This is a genomic window from Streptomyces sp. NPDC013157, from assembly GCF_042899865.1.
GTDB lineage: Bacteria > Actinomycetota > Actinomycetes > Streptomycetales > Streptomycetaceae > Streptomyces.
On the sequence record NZ_JBIBAK010000009.1, the window covers coordinates 74,700 to 94,933 of the forward strand.

Here is a 20,234-nt window from a genome sequence, read left to right on the forward strand (position 1 = left end):
ACTGCGCGACCGGCCACGACGGCGCCGCGGACGGCAGACGGGGGATCGCGGCACAGCCGCGGAGCGCTTTACCTCCGGGTCAGGCGGAAGATACGGATCTCCCGGTCCACCCGCTCCTGGTAGGCGGCGTACGGCGGCCAGAACACCAGGAGCCGGTGCCAGGCGTCCGCCCGTTCCGCCCCCTCCAGCAGGCGCGCGGTGACCGGGATGTCGCGGCCCTTCCAGCTGATCTCGGCGTCGGGATGGTGGAGGAGGTTGTACGTCCAGGCGGGATGGCCGGTGCGGCCGAAGTTGGAGCCGACGAGGAGCCAGCCTTCGCCCTCGGGCATGCACGCCAGCGGCGTACGGCGGGGCCGGCCGCTGCGTGCGCCGGTGGAGGTGAGGATCACCCCGGGCAGCATCTGGGCGCTGAGCAGCACCCGGCCCCGGCTGAGCCGGTGCACGGCCCGGTCCAGGGCCGGGACCACGTGCGGGGCCACCTTGGCGAACCCCCGGGTGGCGGACACCCTCTGTACCAGCCGTTCGCCGATCACACCGCCACCTCCGCGCGCTCGAACAGCCCGGCCGAGTCGGCCGCGTGCGCGCGCAGCCGGTGGCCCGGCCCGAACAGCAGCTCGTCCCCGGCGGCCCGCTTGAAGTACAGGTGCGCCTCGTGCTCCCAGGTGAACCCGATCCCGCCGTGCAGCTGGATCCCCTCCCCGGCGGCGGTCCGCAGCGCCTCCAGCGCCTGGGCGAGCGCCAGCCCGCCCACCGGTTCCCCGTGGACGGTCGCCCAGGCCGCATAGTAGGCCGCCGACCGGGCCGCCCGCACCGCCACGTACACGTCGGCCAGCCGGTGCTTGACCGCCTGGAAGGACCCGATCGCCCGCCCGAACTGCTCCCGCTGCTTCACGTACTCCACGGTCCGCTCCAGCGCCCGGTCCGCGGCTCCCACGGCCTCGGCCGCGAGCACCGCGGCCACGAAGTCGCCGAGGTCGGCGAGGGCGGCCCGGACGTCTGTCTCCTCGTCGGGGCCCAGCAACTCGGCCTCCACATCGCGCAGTTGTACCCGGCCCTGGCCGCGGGTGGCGTCGAGACTGGTCCGCCGGGTCCGTACGACCCCGGCCGCGTCGCCCGCCACCAGGAAGAGGAGGACGCGCGAGCGGGCGTACCCGCCGGTGTGCGCGGGGACGAGCAGCAACCCGGCGCCGTGCCCGTCCAGCACCTGGTCGGCCTCCCCGTACAGCCGCCACCGGTCCCCCGTGCGCCGCGCCTGGACGCCCCCGGCCCGCCCGCCGCCGGCCCAGTCGGCGCCGCCCGGCCCGGTGAGCGCGAGGGCGGTGCCGAGCCGGGTGCCGGGGACGGCGAGGGCGGCGGTGAGGCCGCCGTCGGCGATCCTCGGGAGCAGTTCGGCGCGCTGGGCGTCGGTGCCGAGGGCGAGCAGCAGCGGGGCGCCGAGGACGGCGGTGGCGAGGAACGGGGTGGGGGCCAGGGCCCGCCCCAGCTCCTCCGCGGCGAGGGCGACTTCCGTGCGCGTGCAACCGGCGCCGCCGTACGCCTCGGGGAGGGCGAGGCCGGGCAGGCCGAGCTGTTCGCCGAGGGCGGTCCACAGGCCGGGGTCGTACCCCTCCGGCCTGTCGACGGCGGCCCGCACGTCCTCCGTACCGCAGCGCTTGTGGAGCAGTTCACGCAGGGCGCGCCGGATCTCGTCCTGCTCGTCGGTGAAGCGGGCGTCCATGACCGTACCTCCTGACGATCTGACGGCCCGTCATGCTAGGGGCGTCGGATGCAGATGCACAGGGGCGGGGTCCAGCCTATCTGATGTACCGTCAGATTCATGACTGGACCCCGCAAGGTCGCCGTGGTCGGTGTGGCCCTTTCCGACTGCGGCCGGGTGGACGAGGCCACCCCCTACGCCCTGCACGCCCAGGCGGCCCGGCGCGCGCTGGCCGACGCGGGCCTCGCCCGGGAGTCGGTGGACGGCTTCGCCTCGGCGGGGCTGGGCACCCTGGCGCCCGTGGAGGTGGCCGAGTACCTGGGCCTGCGCCCCACCTGGGCCGACTCCACCTCCGTCGGCGGCTCGACCTGGGAGGTCATGGCGGCCCACGCGGCCGACGCGATCGCCGCGGGCCACGCCAACGCGGTCCTGCTGGTGTACGGCTCGACGGCCCGCGCCGACATCCGGGCGGGGCGGCGCACCGGGAACCTGTCCTTCGGCGCCCGCGGCCCCCTGCAGTTCGAGGTCCCCTACGGCCACACCCTCATCGCCAAGTACGCGATGGCCGCCCGCCGCCACATGATCGAACACGGCACCACCATCGAGCAGTTGGCCGAGGTCGCGGTGCAGGCACGGGCCAACGCGGCACTGAACCCGGACGCGATGTTCCGCACCCCGATCACCGTCGACGAGGTCCTGTCCGGCCCGATGATCGCCGACCCGTTCACCAAACTGCACTGCTGCATCCGCTCGGACGGCGGCGCGGCGGTCCTGCTGGCGGCCGAGGAGTACGTACAGGACTGCCGGACCGCCCCGGTGTGGGTCCTCGGCACGGGCGAGTGCCTCTCCCACGCCACGATGTCGGAATGGGAGGACTTCACGGTGTCCCCGGCGGCGACGAGCGGTCAACTCGCTTTCCGGCGAGCCGGGGTGACGCCCGCCGACATCGATTTCGCCGAGATCTACGACGCGTTCACCTACATGACCCTCGTCACCCTGGAGGACCTCGGCTTCTGTGCGAAGGGCGAGGGCGGGGCGTTCGTGGAGAAGGGACGGCTGCGGGTCGCGGGCGGGGAGCTCCCGGTGAACACGGACGGCGGCGGCCTGTCGGCCCAACACCCCGGGATGCGCGGGCTGTTCCTCCTGGTGGAGGCGGTACGGCAGCTGCGCGGCGAGGCCGGGGACCGGCAGGTGCGGCGGGCGGACGGGGGGCTGCCGGAGCTGGGGGTGGCGTCGGGGACGGGGGGCTGGTTCTGCTCGTCGGGAACGGCGGTCCTGGGGCGGGGATAGCCGCGAAGGCGGTCCCTCTCCGGTCGGCGGCAACTTTTCGCGCGACGGCGGCAACCTCTTCCGCCCCGGTGGCAACTGTCATACCGGAAGCTTCGATGTTCGAAGGACGTGCACCGCCGAATCGCGTAAGGATCCCTCCGTGGCCTCCTCCTCACATCGCCGCCGCGCGCAGCCGAAGCCGGACCGGGACTTCGCATGGCGCCCGGTCCGCGGCCCGTTGCTCGCGGTGGCCGCCGTCGCCGCCGTCGCCCTGGTCGTGACCCTGGTCGTGGCCTTCCGCCCCGGCGCCGCAGCCGACGCCACCGGGCAGGACCGGGCGGTCTCCGGAGCCGCGTCGGACGCCGTGACGAGCGCGGCGGCGACCCCGAAGGCCCCGTCGCGGAAACCGTCCGCGACACCCACGCCGACCCCCACGCCGAGCGGGCACACCACCCCGACGGCATCCGCGTCCGCACCGGCGGCCCCGTCCGCCGCCCCGGCCCGGCGCTCGGCAACCGGTGCCTCCTCCGCCACCACCACGGCCCCCGCGGCCGGCCGGATCCGCCCCGGCACCACCTACCAGGGCGTCGCCACCTCCTACGACGTCGGCAACGGCGACGGCGCCTGCTCCTACGGCCCGACCTCCGACGTGATGACCGCGGCCATGAACACCGCGGACTACGAGACGGCGAAGGCCTGCGGCGCGTACGTGTCCGTCCGCGCGGCGAGCGGTACGGCCATCACCGTACGGATCACCAACGAGTGCCCGGCACCCTGCGCGGTCGGCCAACTCGACCTCAGCCACCAGGCGTTCGCGAAGCTGGCCCCGCTGTCGGCGGGCCGGATCGCGATCACCTGGAGCCTGCTGAGCCCGGCCACCTCCGACACCGTCTCGATCCGCTACAAGACCGGTTCCACCCAGTACTGGTGCGGCATCCAGGCGATCGGCCACCGCAACCCGCTGGCCCGCCTGGAGGTCCGCACCGGCGGCGGCTGGCTGGCGCTGACCCGCACCGCCTACAACTACTTCCTCTCCGAACAGGGCACCGGCTGCGGCGGCGAGATCCGCCTCACCGACATCTACGGCGAACAACTCACCGTCCCGGCCCTCGCCGTACGCCCGGACGTGGTCCAACGAACCGGGGTCCAGTTCACCCGCCACTGAAGCGCCCCGAAGGGGCGCAGCACCCGACCGACGACCCGCCCCCCGGCGACCCGTCCAGCGAAGCGTCTAGCGGGCCGGCACGATGCGGTGGCCCCGCCTGGGTTCGGGTCCGTCGAGGAGTGCGACGCCGATGTGGTGGCGGCTGCGCACCCACGCCGTGGGCGTCATGACGAGCCCGACGACCGCGACGAGCACGCTGGCCGAGAAGAGGGCCGGCAGCGCCCTGCCGCCCTCGTGGACCGCATAGCCGAGGGCGGCGACGGAGACGAGCAGGGAGAACCCCGAAACCGCCGCCCACCCGTTCCGCACCCGCCGGGTGCGCGCGTGGTCGGCGACCTCGGCGAGGACGGCCGCCGTACAGACGGGACACTCCAGCTCGACCCGGTCCCGCCCCTCGGCCGGCCGCACCAGCCGAAAGTCGCGGGCGGCCCAGGTGACGGCCCGTGTCCTGCGCCGTCCGGCATCGCCGTTTAGGTGGCGTACGGCCACTTTCACGGTCTTCGGTCCCCTCATGCCGGACAGTGTGGGGCCGGGGCACAGGTGTTCGCAGCGGTTCGCCCGGTTGTGCTCCGGGGTTTGGCCGCGAGGCCCCGGGACCACCGCACGAGGTCGCTGATGACACGGTTGCGGGAGGTACCGAGTGATACTCGGCACATGGCAGCAACGGATCTTCACGCGCTCCTGAAGTCGCTCCGCGTCTGGCACCCGGAGGCCACGGAGCTACGGCCCTTCGACCCGGCGGCGGCTCCGGCGGAACCGCTCCCCCTCTTCACCACGTGGTTCGCGGAGGCGGTGGCGGCCGGGCAGCCGGAGCCGCACACCGTGTCGCTGGCGACGTCGGACGAGGAGGGCCGGGCGGACGTACGGATCGTGATGCTGCACGGCGCGGACGCGCACGGCTGGTCCTTCGCGTCGCACGCGACCAGCCGCAAGGGACACCAGCTGAGCGCCCGCCCGTACGCGGCCCTGGCCTTCTACTGGCCGGTGCTGGGCCGCCAGGTCCGGCTCCGCGGCCCGGTCACCGCGGCTCCCGCGGAGGAGAGCCAGGCCGACCTGCACGCCCGTTCGACGGGCGCCCTGGCGGCGGCCCTCACCGGCCGCCAGAGCAGCCCCCTGTCCTCGCTGGAGGAACTGCGCACGGAGTCGGAGGCGGCCTGGCGACGCGCCCACGCCGACCCGGCCGCCCCGTCCCCGACCTGGACCCTCTACCACCTGCGCCCCGACGAGGCGGAGTTCTTCCAGGGCGACCCGGACCGCCGTCACGTCCGCCTCCGGTACGTGGCGGAGCCGGACGGCGGATGGCGCAGGGAACTGCTGTGGCCGTGAGCGCCGGCGCTCGGGCCGCGAGGCCCCGCAGACGGCAGACGGCAGACCACGGCACCCCCACCGGATCGCTCAGGCCCCCACCCCGAAGTCGTACACCGCCCAGTCGGCCACCTCCCGGTAGCCGATCCGCTGGTAGAGCGCGTTGCTCGTCGGGTTCGCGAGGTCCGCGAAGAGCAGCACCTCGGCGGCGCCCGCGGCCAGCGCCGCCCGGCCCACCTCCGTCGTCACCGCACCGGCGTACCCGCGGCCGCGCAGCTCCGGCGGCGTGTAGACCGGCGCGACCCGGACCTGGCCGGCGACCGCCAGGGTCACGCCGGCCATGGAGACGGGGGTGCCGTCGGGTGTCTCCCAGAGGGTGACGCCGCCGTACGAGAGCCGGAAGTCGGCCCACTCCGCGGCGTCCCGGCCGGCCCGCAGGCCCGCGTCGGCCACGAACCCCTCGTACCAGCGGACCAGCAGCTCCCGGTCGGACGCGCCGGCCGGCCGCGCCCGGCCCTCCGGCGCCGGGGAGGGTGGCGTCAACCCGGCCAGCCGGTACAGGCGTTGCAGCTCGTGCAGCTTTCCCGGCACCCCCGTCCGGCGTTCCCACTCCGCCACGAACGCCTCCGCCGTGGCGCGCTCGGCGGAGATCCCGGACACCGGGTGGCCGAGGGCGAGCAGCCGCTCGACCAGCGCCTCGGTCTCGTCGGCCGCGAGGCGGGTGACGTGCAACGCGTACGGGGGCGTGTGGAGCAGCGCCGCGGCCACCCCGCCGTCGCCGCGGGTCAGGAAACCGAAGAACGGGGGGTCGTCGCCGTACGCCTGCGGGCCCCGCAGCCGGAGCTGCGCCGTCACCGTGAGGTGAACGGTGTACAGGTCCGGGCGGGAGTGCAGGAAGTCACGGGCACGGGCGAGGAATTCGTCGACGTCGGCGGTGAAGTGCCAGGCGGGGGCGGGGGATTCGGGGGCCATGGTCGATGGTGGCCGCGGATCGCCGTGCTCCGCACGCGAATTAATCCCGTGCCGGGGACCGGGGCGGGGCCGCGAGCGGGGTCCGGTCCACGTCCGGGCTCGGGTCCGTGGCCAGGCGGGCGTGCAGGTGTACGTCGCGGAAGGCGTCCTGCCGGCCGGCCTCGAACATCGCGCCCCGCAGCGTCCCCTCGTAGCCGTAGCCGCACGTCAGGGCTATTCGGCAGGACGCGTCATGACCGAGGGCGTGGCCCAGTTCGAGGCGGTGGAGGTCCAGTCCGGCGAAGGCCCAGTCCGTCGCCAGGGCCAGGGCGCGGGTGGCGACCCGGCGGCCCCGGGCCTCGGGCAGCACCCAGTAGCCGACCCGGGCGGTCCGGAACGTGTGGTCGATCATGTTGACGCCGACATGGCCGAGGGTCGTACCGCTCTCCGCGTCCGTGATCCGGAACGGCTCGCAGGTGGCGTCCGCCGCCTGCCTGCGCAGGACCGCGCGGGCACCCGCGAGGTCGCTCACCAGGGTGAGCGGGGTGTTCCAGCGACGGAAGTCCGGGTCGGTACGGGACCGTAGCCACGCCTCGACCTGCGCCTCCGCGTCCGGGTCCCAGCGGTCGAGCCGCAGACCGTGACCGTGCGGGGTGGCGTCCGGGCGGCGGGCGGCGGGCTGTTCGTCGGTGAGGGCCATGGGGCCATTCAAACGCGTGCGCCGGGCGAGACCCCAGCGGGTTGCCTCGCACGGCCCGGCCGGCCTCAGCGCGGCGGGGCCGGTGCCGGGCGGAACACCGGTGCCCCCTCCCGGAAGGCGACCTCCAGTTCCAGCCCGGCGCGCAGGGCCCCCGGGTCGGCGGCCACCAGTTCCGTCATCATGCGCGGGCCCTCGGTGAGGTCGACCACGGCGGGCACGTACGGGACGCGGTCACCGAAGGGCGGGAGGTCGTTGCGGTGGACGACGGACCAGGTGTAGAGGGTCGCGCGGCCGGTGGCCCGCTCCCAGGTGACGTCCTCGCTCCAGCAGTGCGGGCAGAACTCCCGGGGGTAGTGGTGGGCCCGGCCGCAGGAGCCGCAGCGGCGGAGCAGCAGCCGGCCCTCGGCCGCCGCCTCCCAGTAGGGGCGGGTGAAGGCGTCCGGTTCGGGGCGGTCGTACCGCGGGGGCCGGCTGCGTATGCCGTCGGAACTCGTCGCGTCCATGAATCTGACGTTACGTCAGATCCTGAAGCGCAGCCCAGTCCCGGATGGGCAAAACCTGTGCGTTTCCCGTGACCCTGTGGGCCCCCCGTGAGATCCCGGGAAATTGTTGACGATTTTGTCGCAGCGAGATTACGTTCGCAGCCGCAAGGCCAAGGAGCCCGATACGAGAGGCAGCAACGTGAAGCACAGGGCAGTCAAGCGCAGGACCGTGGTCATGGGGATCGGCGCCACGGCCGGTGTCGCGGCAGTCGGCGGTGTCGCCCTCAGCGCGCAGGCGTCGAGCAGGTCCTCCTCGTCCTCGGACTCCCTGACGTTCGACCCGGACGGGTACGCCAAGCTGACGACGACGATCACGGACACCGAGGGCACCGAGCACGATGTGACCTACCACTTCTGGAAGGCGATCACCTACGTCGCCAACCCGGTGGACGCCACCTACCAGTCCCTGATCGTCAGCGCCCCGGTCGAGATCGACGGCACGGCGGTCGACCCGACGAACGCCCCGATCCTGCTCGCCAACTCCATCGGCGGGTACATGCCCTCCTCCGTGGCCGACGCCACCGAGGTCGGCGGCGGCGGTTCCGCGACGGGCGGCGGCGCGGCGCCGAGCGGTGCGCCCACCGGCGCGGCCCCCAGCTCCTCCGCGGGCACGGCCTCCAACGCCAACGGCAACACCAACGCCACCGGCGGCGCCACCGCCGGCAACCAACTGCTCGCGCTGGCCGCCGGGTACGTCGTGATCGAGCCCGGCGCCCGCGGCCGTACCCTCAAGAACTCCGACGGCGAGTACTACGGCACCGCCCCGGCCGCGATCGTCGACCTCAAGGCCGCCGTCCGGTACATCAGGGCGAACAAGGGCCTGATCCCCGGCGACGTCGAGCGAATCGTTTCTGCAGGCACCAGTGCGGGCGGCGCCCTCTCCTCGCTGCTCGGCGCGTCCGGCGACAGCCCGATCTACGACAAGTACCTGAGGGAACTCGGCGCGGCCGACGCCTCCGACGCGATCTTCGCGGTCGGCGCCTGGTGCCCGATCACCGACCTGGAGCACGCCGACGGCGCCTACGAGTGGAACTGGGGCACCAACGACCTCTCCACCGGCAAGCAGGTCGACCAGTCCGTCTCCAAGGACCTGAAGGCGCAGTTCGCCGAGTACCAGGCGGGCCTGAAGCTGCGCGGTCTGGACGGCTTCGGCCCGCTGACCGCCCGCAACTACGACGACTACCTGGTCGAGCAGTACCTGCGGCCGTCCGCCACGAAGTACCTCGCCGCCCTCTCGGACTCGGACCGGGAGACGTACCTGGCGAAGAACACCTTCATCACCTGGTCCGGCGGGAGGGCCGCCTTCGGCTGGGACGACTTCCTCACCCACGTCGGCGCCCGCAAGAAGGACACCCCGGCCTTCGACGCCTTCGACCTGTCGGCCGGCGAGAACAATGAATTCGGAGCGGGTACGACCGAGACCCGCCACTTCACGGCGTACGGCGCGAAGAATGACACCACCGGACTCAGCACCAAGCGGGTCGCCGCCGACATCCCCGAGAAGCTGAACCTCATGAACCCGATGTACCACCTGGTGGAGAAGGTCAACGACCGCCGCTCCAAGCACTGGTGGATCCGCCTCGGCACCAGCGACTCCGACACCTCGCACGTCATCTCCGCGAACCTGGCGGCCCGCCTGGACAACCTCGGCGACGACGTCAACCACCTCTACTACTGGGACGAGGGTCATGGCGCCAACACCGACCCGGGCGACTTCATCACCTGGATCGCCACGGTGACGGGCTACGGCAAGAACAAGAAGGGCAAGCGGAATTAACAGGCCGCCGCGGAAGTAAGAAGCTCTCACCATCGTGATGGCGCTCTCGAAGCCGCGATAGCCTCCCCGAACGCGGTGGCCTTTTTCCCGTCTGTCCAAGGACACCGCCCACCCGTGACGTCGGGCCCAAGCGCACCGGGGCCCGACGTCACGGGTCTTTCTCATTTCCACCCCATGAGCACCGGATGAGGTGGGCTACGTCACAAGCCCCACTCACTTCTCCTACGGGTGTGATCAATCCGCAACCAATTCCGGTCTTGACCGAGACCCATCAACGTGAAGCGTGATTACGCTCCCGCTCATGGCCGCATTTCCCCCCACCGTTTCGCCCGTCTACGTCATCGGCGCAGGCCCCGGAGGGCTCGCCGCCGCGTACGCGCTGCGGGTCCGGGGCATCCGTGCCGTGATCCTGGAGAAGTCGGACGACGTCGGCGCGTCCTGGCGCCGCCACTACGACCGCCTCCACCTCCACACCACCCGGCGCCTGTCCGCGCTCCCCGGGCTGCCCGTGCCGCGCCGCTTCGGCCGCTGGGTCTCCCGTGACGACGTGGTGCGCTACCTGGAGAAGTACGCCGAGCACCACGAGCTGGAGATCGTCACCGGCGTCGAGGTGTCCCGCGTGGAACGCTCCCCCGACGGCGACGGCTGGCTGCTGCACGCCTCCGGCGGACGGGAGCTGACCGGCTCCGCGGTGGTGGTCGCCACCGGCTTCAACCACACCCCGCGCATCCCCGACTGGCCGGGCCGGGACGGCTTCCGCGGCGAGTTCCTGCACGCCGGGGCGTACCGCAACGCCGAGCCCTTCGCCGGCCGGGACGTCCTCGTCGTCGGCCCGGGCAACACCGGCGCCGAGATCGCCGTGGACCTGACCGAGGGCGGCGCCTCGCGGGTGCGGCTGGCGGTCCGCACGGTCCCGCACATCGTGCGCCGCTCCACCGCCGGCTGGGCGGCCCAGTACAACTCCATCCTGGTACGACGGCTCCCGACCGCCTTCGTCGACCGGCTGGCCCGCACCATGGCCAAGGTCAGCGTGCCCGACCTGGCCGCGCACGGCCTGCCCCGCCCCGACAGCGGCCTCTACAGCCGGGTGAAGCAGGGCGCCATCCCGGTCCTGGACGTCGGGCTCATCGAGGCGGTGCGCCGGGGGAAGGTCGAGATCGTGGCCGCCGTCGACGGTTTCGCGGACGGCGAGGTCGCCCTCGCCGACGGCACCCGCATCTCCCCCGACGCGGTGATCGCCGCGACCGGATACGTCCGCGGCCTGGAGGACCTGGTCGGCCACCTCGGCGTGCTCGACGACCGCGGCCGCCCGGTCGCCCACGGCCCGCGCAGCCCGAAGAACGCCCCCGGCCTCTACTTCACCGGCTACACCAACCCCATCAGCGGCAACATCCGCGAGATGGCCATCGACGCGGAGAGGATCGCGAGGGCGGTCGCCAGGGCGGCCGCGAGGACGACCGCCGAGCGGCAGCGGCAGGCCCGGTCCGAGCGGCAGCCGACGGCGTAGGCAGCACGGTCGCGGGCGGCGTGCGTTGAGCGGCCGGGGGCGGCGTGCGCCGAGCGGCCGGGGGCGGCATGGATAGCCCCAACCTCCTTGCACAGCAACCCCGTTGCGCGTGTGACGCATGCGACGTGTGCCGTTTGTTACCGGCGGTAGCATCCCGCCCGTGCCCGGGACCAGAATGTGAGCCCTGCTCAACTTTCCGGTTCCACCCCTCTCGCCCAGCACGGAGGACGCACGTGGCACGTGAAAGACAGCTCTCCCGCCGGACCTCCCCGCGGCTCTCCCGCCGTTCCCTCCTCGGCAGTGCCGCCGCCGGGGCCGTCGGCCTCACCGCGGTCTCCGCGGGCACCGCCTCGGCCGCCGCGTCCCGGACCGTCGACGTCGCGATCGTCGGCGGCGGCATCGCCGGGCTCACCGCGGCCCGCGACCTGGTGGCCGGCGGCAGGTCGGTGGCCGTACTGGAGGCCCGGGACCGGGTCGGCGGCCGGGTGGTGAACCTGAAGCTGGCCAACGGCGGCTTCACCGAGGGCGGCGGTGAGTTCATCGGCCCCACCCAGAACCGCATCAAGGCCCTCGCCGACTCCCTGGGCGTGGCCACCTTCACCACGTACAACACGGGGAACAACCTCCTCTACAAGGACGGCAAGCGCACCCCGTACGACACCAGCGGCCTGCTCGGCTCGGTCCCGCCGGTGGACGCGGCAGGGCTCGCCAACGCGGCGATCGTGCAGTCGGAGCTGGACAGCATGGCCGCGCAGGTCCCGGTGGACGCGCCGTGGACGGCCGCCAAGGCCGCCGAGTGGGACAAGCAGACCTTCGAGAGCTGGCTGAACGCCAACGCGGTCATCCCCTCCGCCAAGTTCCTGCTGGACCTGGCGTGCACGTCGATCTTCTCGGCCCAGCCCCGCGAGCTCTCCCTGCTCTACGTCCTCTACTACATCGCCGCCGCCGGGGACGAGTCGAACGCCGGCACCCTGGAACGCCTCACCGACACGGCGGGCGGCGCCCAGGAGTCCCGCTTCGTCGGCGGCAGCCAGCAGGTCCCGATCAAGCTCGCCGCGACCCTCGGCGACCGGGTGGTGCTGAGCGCGCCGGTGCGCTCGATCGCCAAGTCCGGCGGCGCGTACGTCGTCACGGCCGACGGCATCACCGTCAACGCGACCCGGGTCGTGGTCGCCCTGCCGCCCCCGCTGGCCGCCCGCATCACCTACGACCCGCTGCTCCCGGCCGCCCGCGACCAGCTAACCCAGCGGATGCCTATGGGCTCGATCGGCAAGGCCGTCGCCGTCTACGACACCCCGTTCTGGCGGGCCGACGGCCTCAACGGGCAGGCGGTCAGCGACTCCGGAGTGGTCCGCTCGACCTTCGACAACTCCCCGCCGGACGGCTCCTACGGCGCGCTGATGGGCTTCATCGAGGCCGACGAGATGCGGGCGCACGACGCGGCGGGCGAGGCCGACGTCAGGACCGCCGTACTGGCCGACTACGCCAACTACTTCGGGGACAAGGCCAAATCCCCCACTTCCTTCGTGCTGCAGCGCTGGGACAATGAGAGCTTCTCGCGGGGCGGCCCGGTGGCCTACGCGCCGCCCGGGGTGCTGACCGGGTACGGGGCCGCGCTGCGCGAGCCGGCGGGCGGGATCCACTGGGCCGGGACGGAGACGTCGACGTTCTGGACCGGGTTCATGGACGGGGCGGTGCGGTCGGGCGAGCGGGTGGCGAAGGAGGTGCTGGCCGCCCTCGGCTGAGAAGAAGAGCTGCTTCGGCGCTCAACTTTGCGTGCAGACCAGTTCCTGACGCAGCGTCAGTTCAGTAATCTGACACTGCGTCAGGTAATTGTGCTGTCACACAGGAGCGGGCGGAACGATGCTTGGATCAACCCACGGCACCCTCACCACCGACTCCCGCCGGGCCCGGGTCATCGCCTGCGGTGAGCAGCGTCCCGGTCCCGCCGTCCACGGCCGTACGGCCGACTCGGGCGACGCGGACGCGCTGGACGTCAGCGGACGGCCGCTGTACGCGGACGTACCGGATCTGGACAGGTTCTTCCGCCCCGAGTCCGTCGCCGTGATCGGCGCCTCGGACGCCGAGGGGCGGCCCAACACCGGCATCACCCGGCAGCTCCTCGACTGGGCCGGGCGGGTCGGGGCCCGGGTGCACCCGGTGCATCCGACCCGGCCGTCGGTCTTCGGCATCGACTGCGTGCCCTCCGTCGCCGACCTGCCCGAGCAGGTCGACCTCGCCGTGCTGCTGGTGGCCGACCCGCTGCCGGTGATCGAGGAACTGGCCGAGGCGAAGGTGCGGTTCGCCGTGGCCTTCGCCTCCGGGTTCGCCGAGACCGGCGAGGAGGGCGCGGCGGCGCAGACCCGCCTGGCGGCGGCCGTACGGCGCTCCGGGCCACGGCTGCTCGGCCCGAACACCAACCTGAACGCCTTCGAGCGGTTCCGCGACGACCTGGACGGCCCGGCGATCGCGCTGATCACCCAGTCGGGACACCAGGGCCGGCCCGTCTTCGCCGCCCAGGAACTCGGCATCCGGCTCTCGCACTGGGCGCCGACCGGCAACGAGGCCGACCTGGAGACCGCCGACTTCATCTCCTACTTCGCCGAACGCCCCGAGGTCGGCGCCATCGCCTGCTACGTCGAGGGTCTCAAGGACGGCCGCGCCTTCCTGCTCGCCGCCGACCGCGCGGCCCGCCGCCGGGTGCCGGTGGTCGCCGTGAAGGTCGGCCGCACCGAGGCCGGCGCCCGCACCGCCGCCTCCCACACCGGCAAGCTGACCGGCGCGGACGACGTGGTCGACGCGGCGCTGCGCCAGTACGGCGTGATCCGCGTCGACGGCCTCGACGAACTCCAGGACACCGCCGCCCTGCTGGCCCGGGCGCGGGCGCCGCGCGCCGACGGGGTGGTCGTCTACTCGATCTCGGGCGGCACCGGTGCGCACGTCGCCGACCTGGCCGCCGGCCTGGGACTGAAGCTGCCGGTGCTGTCCGAGGCCCGGCAGGCCGAGCTGCACCAGTGGATACCGGAGTACCTGAGCGTGGCCAACCCGGTCGACAACGGCGGGCACCCGGTGGGCGACTGGCGCGGCCGGAAGATCATCGACGCGATCCTCGCCGACCCGGAGGTCGGGGTGCTGGTCTGCCCGATCACCGGGCCCTTCCCGCCGCTCAGCGACAAGCTGGTCCGGGACCTGGTCGACGCGGCCGAGGCGAGCGACAAGCTGGTGTGCGTGGTGTGGGGCTCGCCGGTCGGCACCGAGCCCGCCTACCGCGAGGTCCTGCTCGGCTCCTCCCGGGTGGCCACCTTCCGCACGGTCGGCAACTGCCTCACCGCCGTCCGCGCCTACCTCGACCACCACCGCTTCGTGAGCGACTACCGCTCCCCCTTCGACGAGGCGCCGCGCACCCCGTCCCCCTCCTACCGCAAGGCGCTCGCGCTGATGCGGCCGGGCCGGCAGCTGAGCGAGCACGCGGCGAAGCAGCTGCTGCGCGCGTACGGCATCCGGGTGCCGCGCGAGCAGCTGGTGACCAGCGCGGCGGCGGCCGTGCGCGCGGCCGGACTGGTCGGCTACCCGGTGGTGATGAAGGCGTCCGGCGGCCAGATCGCCCACAAGACGGAGCTGGGCCTGGTGAAGATCGGCCTGACCTCGGCCAGCCAGGTGCGGGACGCGTACCGCGACCTGACGGACATCGCCCGCTACGAGGGGGTCGCCCTGGACGGCGTACTGGTCTGCCAGATGGTGGAGCGAGGCGTGGAGATGGTCGTCGGGGTCACCCACGACGACCTGTTCGGGCCGACGGTGACCGTGGGGCTCGGCGGGGTCCTGGTGGAGGTCCTGCACGACGCCGCCGTACGGGTTCCGCCGTTCGGCGAGGACCAGGCCCGGGACATGCTCGCGGAGCTGCGCGGGCGGCCCCTGCTGGACGGGGTCCGGGGCCAGCCGCCGGCCGATCTCGAAGCCCTCGTCGAGGTGATCCTCCGGGTCCAGCGGATGGCCCTGGAACTCGGCGACCAGCTCGCCGAGCTCGACATCAACCCGCTGATGGTGCTGGAGCAGGGCCAGGGCGCGGTGGCGCTGGACGCGCTGGCGGTGTGCCGCTGATGGACACCGTCCGGTACGTGACGGCGGAACGGGTGGCCCACCTCACCCTCGACCGCCCCGACGCGCTCAACGCCCTCACCCCCGACCAGCGCGACCACGTCATCCACCTCCTCGGCGAGGCCTCGGCGGACCCGGGGATCGGCGCGGTGGTCGTCACCGGCACCGGTCGCGGTTTCTGCGCGGGCGCCGACCTGCGCGGCAGCGGCGGCACGGCCGAGCGCGTGCCGGGTGACGTGGCCCGCACCATCCGGCTCGGCGCCCAGCGGCTCGTCGCCGCCGTCCTCGACTGCGAGAAGCCGGTGATCGCGGCCGTCAACGGCACCGCCGCCGGTCTGGGCGCGCACCTCGCGCTCGCCTGCGACCTGGTCCTGGCCGCCGAATCGGCGCGTTTCATCGAGGTGTTCGTGCGGCGCGGCCTGGTCCCCGACGGCGGCGGCGCCTACCTGCTCCCCCGCCTGATCGGCCCGCACCGTGCGAAGGAGCTGATGTTCTTCGGCGACGCGCTCTCCGCGCCGGAGGCCGAACGGCTCGGCCTGGTCAACCGGGTCGTACCGGACGCCGACCTGCCCAAGACGGCCCGCGACTGGGCGGCCCGCCTGGCCACCGGCCCCACCCGTGCGCTGGCTCTGACCAAGCAGCTGGTCAACGCGTCCCTGGACACCGACCGGGCGTCGGCCTTCGCCGCCGAGGCCGCGGCCCAGGAGATCAACATGACGACCCGGGACGCCCAGGACGGGGTGCGGGCCTTCGTGGAGCGCAGGAGCCCCGATTTCCAGGGCCGATGACGGCGATACCGGGCCCCTGCCCCTTCCCATCTGACGCCCCGTCACTTTCAATGAAGAGGTGATGGGACACGCAGGGGCGGCCGCGGCTGCCGTCCGCTATCTGAGGTCGGTTCCCGCGGCGGGGCCCGTGGAGGCGCTGCCGCGCCCGGAGTTGCGGTGCGTGCACGCGGACGAGCGGGCGCCGATCGAGCAGACGGAGTTCCGGCGCGTGCTCGGCACCTTCGCGACCGGGGTGACCGTGATCACCGCACCGGCCGCCGAGGGCGAGTCCGCCCCGGCCGGCTTCGCCTGCCAGTCCTTCTCCTCCCTCTCCCTCGACCCGCCCCTGGTCTGCTTCATGGTCGGCCGTACGTCGGCCACCTGGCCGCGCATCGCGCGCGCCGGCGTCTTCTGCGTCAACGTCCTCGGCGCGGGCCAGGGCGAGCTGTGCCGCGCCTTCGCGGTGAGCGGCGCGGACAAGTTCGCCGGCGTCGCCCACGACGCGGCCCCGGTCTCCGGCTCCCCCCGGCTGACCGGCGCCGCCGCCTGGATCGACTGCGCGGTCCACGCGGTCCACACGGGCGGCGACCACCTGATCGTGGTCGGCCGGGTGACCGCCCTGGGGACGGGCGAGGACCCGGACCGGGCGCCGCTGCTGTTCCACCGGGGGCGGTTCCGCTGAGCCTTCTCCCGCGTGCGACCGGCTATCCCGCCTGCCATTCCCGGGCGCTGGCCGCGTAGACCGTGCGGCGGGCCCGGTTGAGGTTGCCGAGCGGCCGGAACTCCGCCGGGGCGTGCCAGGGGTTGAAGGCAAGGGTGTCGACGTGATCGCGGACGGCCTGGCCCGCCGCGCCGAGCAGGTCCTGCGCCGGGATGGTCAGCGTGGCCACGCCGAGCCAGGGCGAGTCGCGTTCCTGCCACTGCACCGCGCCGTCCTCGATGGGGGTGAGCCGCTCGTCGACGAACTTCTGGACGTCCAGGGCGAACCGGACGGGGGCGCCGCTCAGCCCGGCCGCGAAGCGGGTCCGCAGTCCGTCGGCCGGATCCGCCGGCGGCCCGGCAGCAGGAGCCGAACCGCCGAGGGGGCTGAGGCGGAACCGTACGGGACCCGCGTCGCCCCACAGGACGGCCCCCCGGCTCCAGTACGACTCCTGCGCCAGGCCTGGTGACGGGCGGTTGGCCTTCCTCAGGTTGCCGAGGATGCGTGCGGTCTCCGACGGGCCGAACTTCAGCAGCATGCGGGGCAGCACAAGTGGCCTGGGTCCGGCGCCGATCCTGGCGATCTCGACGAACTGGGTGGCGTCGCGGGCGTGGGAGACCGGGTAGCTGGTCATGAGCAGGTCGTGCTCCCTCCCGCCGGGCAGCCTGATCTTCAGGGCCGCGCCGCGGAGATCCGGGCTGCTGTCGGCGCGGACGACGCCACTCGCGTTGGACAGCCGGACGGTCACCGGGAACCGGGCGCCGGGGGTGAAGTCGCCTGCGCACAGAGCGGCGGGGAGATCGCCCCGGAAGGCGAGTTCGGCGTTGTCCACACCGACGACGATCTTGGCGTGGAAGGTGCGGCGGGAGACCTGCGAGCCGGATTTTCGCCGGTTGGCCCGCTGGACGTCCACGATGACGGCGGCAAGGTCGTGGAAGTGTCTCTCCTCGGCCTCGGGTGAGCCTCCGTGGTAGATCTCGCGCCAGTCGGGCCGGGGGCCGGGCGGGGAGCCCGCTGTCTCTGTCACCACGCGTTGTCCTCCGCTGCGGATGGGCCGGTCATATCGGTCTCCTTGTCGTATCGGCCGGTCAGGCGAGCCGGGCGTTGTGCGTGGCGGTGTCGACGACGTCGTCCAGGCGGCCGGCGAAGACCTGCCGTGCCGCGCTCAGGGTGAACCCCGTGGCGGTCCTGGCGGGCACCCGGGCCGGGATCGCGAGCGCGTAGGGGTCGACGAGGACGTCGACGACGACCGGACCCCCGGTGTGGGCCAGCGCGGCCGCGAGCCCGTCCGCCACCTCGCCGGGGTCTTCGATGCGGATGCCCCTGGCGCCCATCGCCTCGGCGACGGCGGCGAAGTCCGGGGTCGCGAAGTCGGTCCCGTACGGCACGAAGCCGGCCTCCTGCTGCTCGATCCTGACGAACTCCAGGCCGCTGTTGTTCAGCACGATGTGCACGACCGGAAGCCGGCGCTGCACCTCGGTGAGCAGGTCGCCGAGCGCGAGCATGGTGAACCCGCCGTCGCCGCACAGCGCGATCGTCTGCCGTCCGGGGAAGGCGAGCTGCGCACCGAACGCGCCGGGCGACGCGGTGGCCATCGACGCCCACGAGAACGATCCCAGCAGCCGGCGCCGCGGCCCGTACCTGATGTGCCGGGCCGCCCAGATCACGGGGGTGCCGGTGTCCGCGAAGAACAGGGCGTCCTCGTCGGCGAGGTCGCTGAGGACGGTGGCGACGTACTCGGGCCGGATCGGCCTGATGCGCGGCCCTTTCTCCGTGTAGTGCCGCATCCTGCGGTGGAACCGTTCCGTCTCCTCCACGCAGCGGGCGAGGAAGCCGCCGTCGGACTTCGGCTCGACCAGTGGCAGGAGCGCGTCCACGGTCGCCCGCACGTCACCGGCCACGGCCAGGTCGACCGGGGCGCGCCTGCCGAGGCGCTCCGGTTCGTGGTCGACCTGGATGATCCTGGTCTTCCCGTGCGGCAGGAACTCGCTGAACGGGAAGTCGGTACCGAGCATCAGCACGACGTCCGCGTGGTGCAGTGCGTGATGGCAGCCGCCGTAGCCGAGCAGCCCGGTCATGCCGACCGCGTTCGCGTTGTCGTGCTCCAGGAACTGTTTGCCCTTGAGCGAGTAGCCGACCGGGGCGCTCAGCTTCCCGGCCAGCGCGGTCACTTCCGCATGCGCACCCTCGCAGCCGTAGCCGCCGAAGACCGCCACGGTACCGGCCTCGTTGATCAGCTCGGCCATGGCGGCGAGGTCCTCCGCCCCGGCCGGTGCACGGACCGGCCGGGGCAGCCGGATCTCGTAGCGTTCCTTCGGCGCGCTCGCCGCCGCGACGTCACCGGGCAGGGACACGACCGCGGGTCCGCCCCGGGTCACCGCTGCCGTGACCGCCGAGGTCACGACGTGGCGGAGCTGCGCGGGGTTGACCAGCCGGGACACGTACACCGCCGAGGTGGCGAAGAAGCGGTACGGGTTGAGCTCCTCGACGGTCTCGCTGTCCAGCAGGCCGGTCTCGGTGTCGCCGGCCAGGACGATGACGGGCACCCGCTCCTTGCGGGCGTCCAGCATGCCGTTGACCAGGTGTACGACCCCCGGTCCCGCCGTCCCGCAGACCACGACGGGCTGCCCCGTCAGCCGTGCCTCCGCGACGGCGGCGAAGACGCCGAACTCCTCGTTGCGCACATGCACGAAGTCGACCTGGCCGTTGCGGCGCAGCGCGTCGATCACCGGGTTGAGCGCGTCGCCCACGATCCCGTAGCAGCGTCGCACCCCGGCGCTGACCAGCATTTCCCACAGGCCGTCGGCCACTGTCCGGGACATTGCACACCTTCCGTTCTCGGAGGTCGGCCGGTCACACCGGGTCGCCGGTCGCGGAGTCGAGGACTCCGGGGCGCGGGTCCAGCGCCCAGTCGAGGGCGAAGTCGGCCACCGCCTCCCACCCGGGCTCGCCGCAGGTGAAGTGGTCACGCCCCTCGAACACGGTGTGCGCGGTGATCGCCGCCGAGTGCTTGACGTTCTTCTCGTAGTTCTGCCGCTGGACGACGGGGGGCAGGATGTGGTCGCTGCCGCCGGAGACGAACAGCAGCGGCGCCCGGTCGTCGTCGGCGAAGTCGAAGGTGGTGGCCGCGTGGCGGGTGACGGCCGCGAGACCGCCCTGGAAGAGGATGCGGGCCGGCGTCGGCACCGCGTAGCGGTCGTAGGCGCGCCGCGAGGCGTCCTCGTCCAGGGTGTTGGTGAACGCGTAGTGGAACTGCTCGGCCGTCAGCGGGACGGCCCGGTGGACGTTCGCCGGGTCCTTCAGGACCGGCAGCACCGAACGGAGCTCGGACAGGGGCATCGCGTTCACGCCCTTGACCGCTGCGCCGTCGAGCGACACCCCCGCCGCCCCGAGCCCGGCACCCACCAGCAGCTGGGCGAAGGTCCCGCCGAACGAGTGCCCCATGATGATCGGTGGAGTGTCCAACTCCTGAATGAGGCCGGTGAGATGGTCCAGCACCTCGCGGACCCCGACGCCGGCGATCGCGGAGGCGTCCTTCCGGAGCGCCGCGACCCCGGCCTCCCCGGGCTCGATCCCCGGGTAGCCGGGCGTCAGCACGGTGAATCCGCGCTCCTCGTACCGGGTCACCCAATGCTCCCAGGCGAGCGGCGTCATCCACAGGCCGTGTATCAGGACGATCGTGTCCGGGGCCGTCGTCATGCCCGCATCTCCTCCATCGCGTTACGGGTGCCGGCAGGGCGGGAATCCCGGCTGCGCC

General features: G+C 73.2%; 18 protein-coding genes. 9 read left to right on the forward strand and 9 right to left on the reverse strand.

From position 1 onward, the window contains the following. Positions 1-68: 68 nt before the first annotated feature. Positions 69-533 carry a nitroreductase family deazaflavin-dependent oxidoreductase gene (locus ACFY6U_RS25910; RefSeq protein ID WP_390041909.1) on the reverse strand — a complete coding sequence of 155 codons (465 nt, stop codon included), beginning with the start codon at positions 531-533 and terminating at the stop codon, positions 69-71. After that, complete coding sequence (locus ACFY6U_RS25915; RefSeq protein WP_390041911.1) at positions 530-1,717, reverse strand: acyl-CoA dehydrogenase family protein; 1,188 nt, start codon at positions 1,715-1,717, stop codon at positions 530-532. Before ACFY6U_RS25915 ends, ACFY6U_RS25910 begins: the two co-directional genes overlap by 4 nt. A gap of 99 nt (positions 1,718-1,816) precedes the next feature. Here ACFY6U_RS25915 and ACFY6U_RS25920 point away from each other — a divergent pair, with 99 nt between their 5' ends. Continuing rightward, positions 1,817-2,986, forward strand: a complete 1,170-nt coding sequence (locus ACFY6U_RS25920; protein WP_390041913.1) for an acetyl-CoA acetyltransferase — start codon at positions 1,817-1,819, stop codon at positions 2,984-2,986. Positions 2,987-3,125: 139 nt separating this feature from the next. Then, the gene (locus ACFY6U_RS25925; RefSeq protein WP_390041915.1) at positions 3,126-4,130 is read left to right on the forward strand and encodes an expansin EXLX1 family cellulose-binding protein; all 1,005 of its coding nucleotides are present in this window, start codon (positions 3,126-3,128) and stop codon (positions 4,128-4,130) included. 66 nt (positions 4,131-4,196) lie between these two features. Here the strand turns inward: ACFY6U_RS25925 and ACFY6U_RS25930 are convergent, their stop codons facing one another. After that, positions 4,197-4,643, reverse strand: coding sequence for a hypothetical protein (locus ACFY6U_RS25930; RefSeq protein ID WP_390041917.1), 447 nt, complete (start codon positions 4,641-4,643; stop codon positions 4,197-4,199). Between the two features lie 141 nt (positions 4,644-4,784). On the opposite strand from ACFY6U_RS25930, the gene ACFY6U_RS25935 reads away from it, so the two are divergent. Further along, a complete protein-coding gene (locus ACFY6U_RS25935) occupies positions 4,785-5,456 on the forward strand; it encodes a pyridoxal 5'-phosphate synthase (RefSeq protein ID WP_390041919.1) in 672 nt (223 codons plus the stop codon). Between the two features lie 69 nt (positions 5,457-5,525). Here the strand turns inward: ACFY6U_RS25935 and ACFY6U_RS25940 are convergent, their stop codons facing one another. The 3 genes from ACFY6U_RS25940 to ACFY6U_RS25950 all read right to left on the reverse strand — a co-directional run bounded on the left by ACFY6U_RS25940 (position 5,526) and on the right by ACFY6U_RS25950 (position 7,589). Next, on the reverse strand, positions 5,526-6,407 hold the full coding sequence (locus ACFY6U_RS25940) for a GNAT family N-acetyltransferase (RefSeq protein WP_390041920.1): 882 nt from the start codon (positions 6,405-6,407) through the stop codon (positions 5,526-5,528). A gap of 40 nt (positions 6,408-6,447) precedes the next feature. Continuing rightward, the gene (locus ACFY6U_RS25945; RefSeq protein ID WP_390041921.1) at positions 6,448-7,086 is read right to left on the reverse strand and encodes a GNAT family N-acetyltransferase; all 639 of its coding nucleotides are present in this window, start codon (positions 7,084-7,086) and stop codon (positions 6,448-6,450) included. Between the two features lie 65 nt (positions 7,087-7,151). Beyond that, complete coding sequence (locus tag ACFY6U_RS25950) at positions 7,152-7,589, reverse strand: Zn-ribbon domain-containing OB-fold protein (RefSeq protein WP_390041923.1); 438 nt, start codon at positions 7,587-7,589, stop codon at positions 7,152-7,154. A gap of 214 nt (positions 7,590-7,803) precedes the next feature. Here ACFY6U_RS25950 and ACFY6U_RS25955 point away from each other — a divergent pair, with 214 nt between their 5' ends. The 6 genes from ACFY6U_RS25955 (at position 7,804) to ACFY6U_RS25980 (ending at position 16,459) form a co-directional block, all read left to right on the forward strand. Then, positions 7,804-9,405, forward strand: a complete 1,602-nt coding sequence (locus ACFY6U_RS25955) for a subtype B tannase (RefSeq protein ID WP_390042427.1) — start codon at positions 7,804-7,806, stop codon at positions 9,403-9,405. A 301-nt stretch (positions 9,406-9,706) separates the two neighbouring features. Then, entirely contained in the window at positions 9,707-10,912 is a 1,206-nt protein-coding gene (locus ACFY6U_RS25960) for a flavin-containing monooxygenase (RefSeq protein WP_390041924.1), read from the forward strand. Positions 10,913-11,145: 233 nt separating this feature from the next. Continuing rightward, the gene (locus ACFY6U_RS25965) at positions 11,146-12,657 is read left to right on the forward strand and encodes a flavin monoamine oxidase family protein (RefSeq protein ID WP_390041926.1); all 1,512 of its coding nucleotides are present in this window, start codon (positions 11,146-11,148) and stop codon (positions 12,655-12,657) included. Positions 12,658-12,775: 118 nt separating this feature from the next. Beyond that, positions 12,776-15,013, forward strand: a complete 2,238-nt coding sequence (locus tag ACFY6U_RS25970) for an acetate--CoA ligase family protein (protein WP_390041928.1) — start codon at positions 12,776-12,778, stop codon at positions 15,011-15,013. Beyond that, a complete protein-coding gene (locus ACFY6U_RS25975) occupies positions 15,013-15,798 on the forward strand; it encodes an enoyl-CoA hydratase/isomerase family protein (protein ID WP_390041930.1) in 786 nt (261 codons plus the stop codon). The genes ACFY6U_RS25970 and ACFY6U_RS25975 overlap by 1 nt, the downstream gene beginning before the upstream one ends. Positions 15,799-15,859: 61 nt before the next feature. Continuing rightward, entirely contained in the window at positions 15,860-16,459 is a 600-nt protein-coding gene (locus ACFY6U_RS25980; protein WP_390041931.1) for a flavin reductase family protein, read from the forward strand. Between the two features lie 22 nt (positions 16,460-16,481). Here ACFY6U_RS25980 and ACFY6U_RS25985 read toward each other — a convergent pair whose 3' ends face one another. The 3 genes from ACFY6U_RS25985 to ACFY6U_RS25995 all read right to left on the reverse strand — a co-directional run bounded on the left by ACFY6U_RS25985 (position 16,482) and on the right by ACFY6U_RS25995 (position 20,176). Continuing rightward, positions 16,482-17,504: a hypothetical protein gene (locus tag ACFY6U_RS25985; protein WP_390041933.1), complete on the reverse strand. Its 1,023-nt coding sequence runs from the start codon at positions 17,502-17,504 to the stop codon at positions 16,482-16,484. 61 nt (positions 17,505-17,565) lie between these two features. After that, the gene (locus ACFY6U_RS25990) at positions 17,566-19,299 is read right to left on the reverse strand and encodes a thiamine pyrophosphate-dependent enzyme (RefSeq protein WP_390041935.1); all 1,734 of its coding nucleotides are present in this window, start codon (positions 19,297-19,299) and stop codon (positions 17,566-17,568) included. A 31-nt stretch (positions 19,300-19,330) separates the two neighbouring features. Beyond that, a complete protein-coding gene (locus ACFY6U_RS25995; protein WP_390041937.1) occupies positions 19,331-20,176 on the reverse strand; it encodes an alpha/beta hydrolase in 846 nt (281 codons plus the stop codon). Positions 20,177-20,234 lie beyond the last annotated feature (58 nt).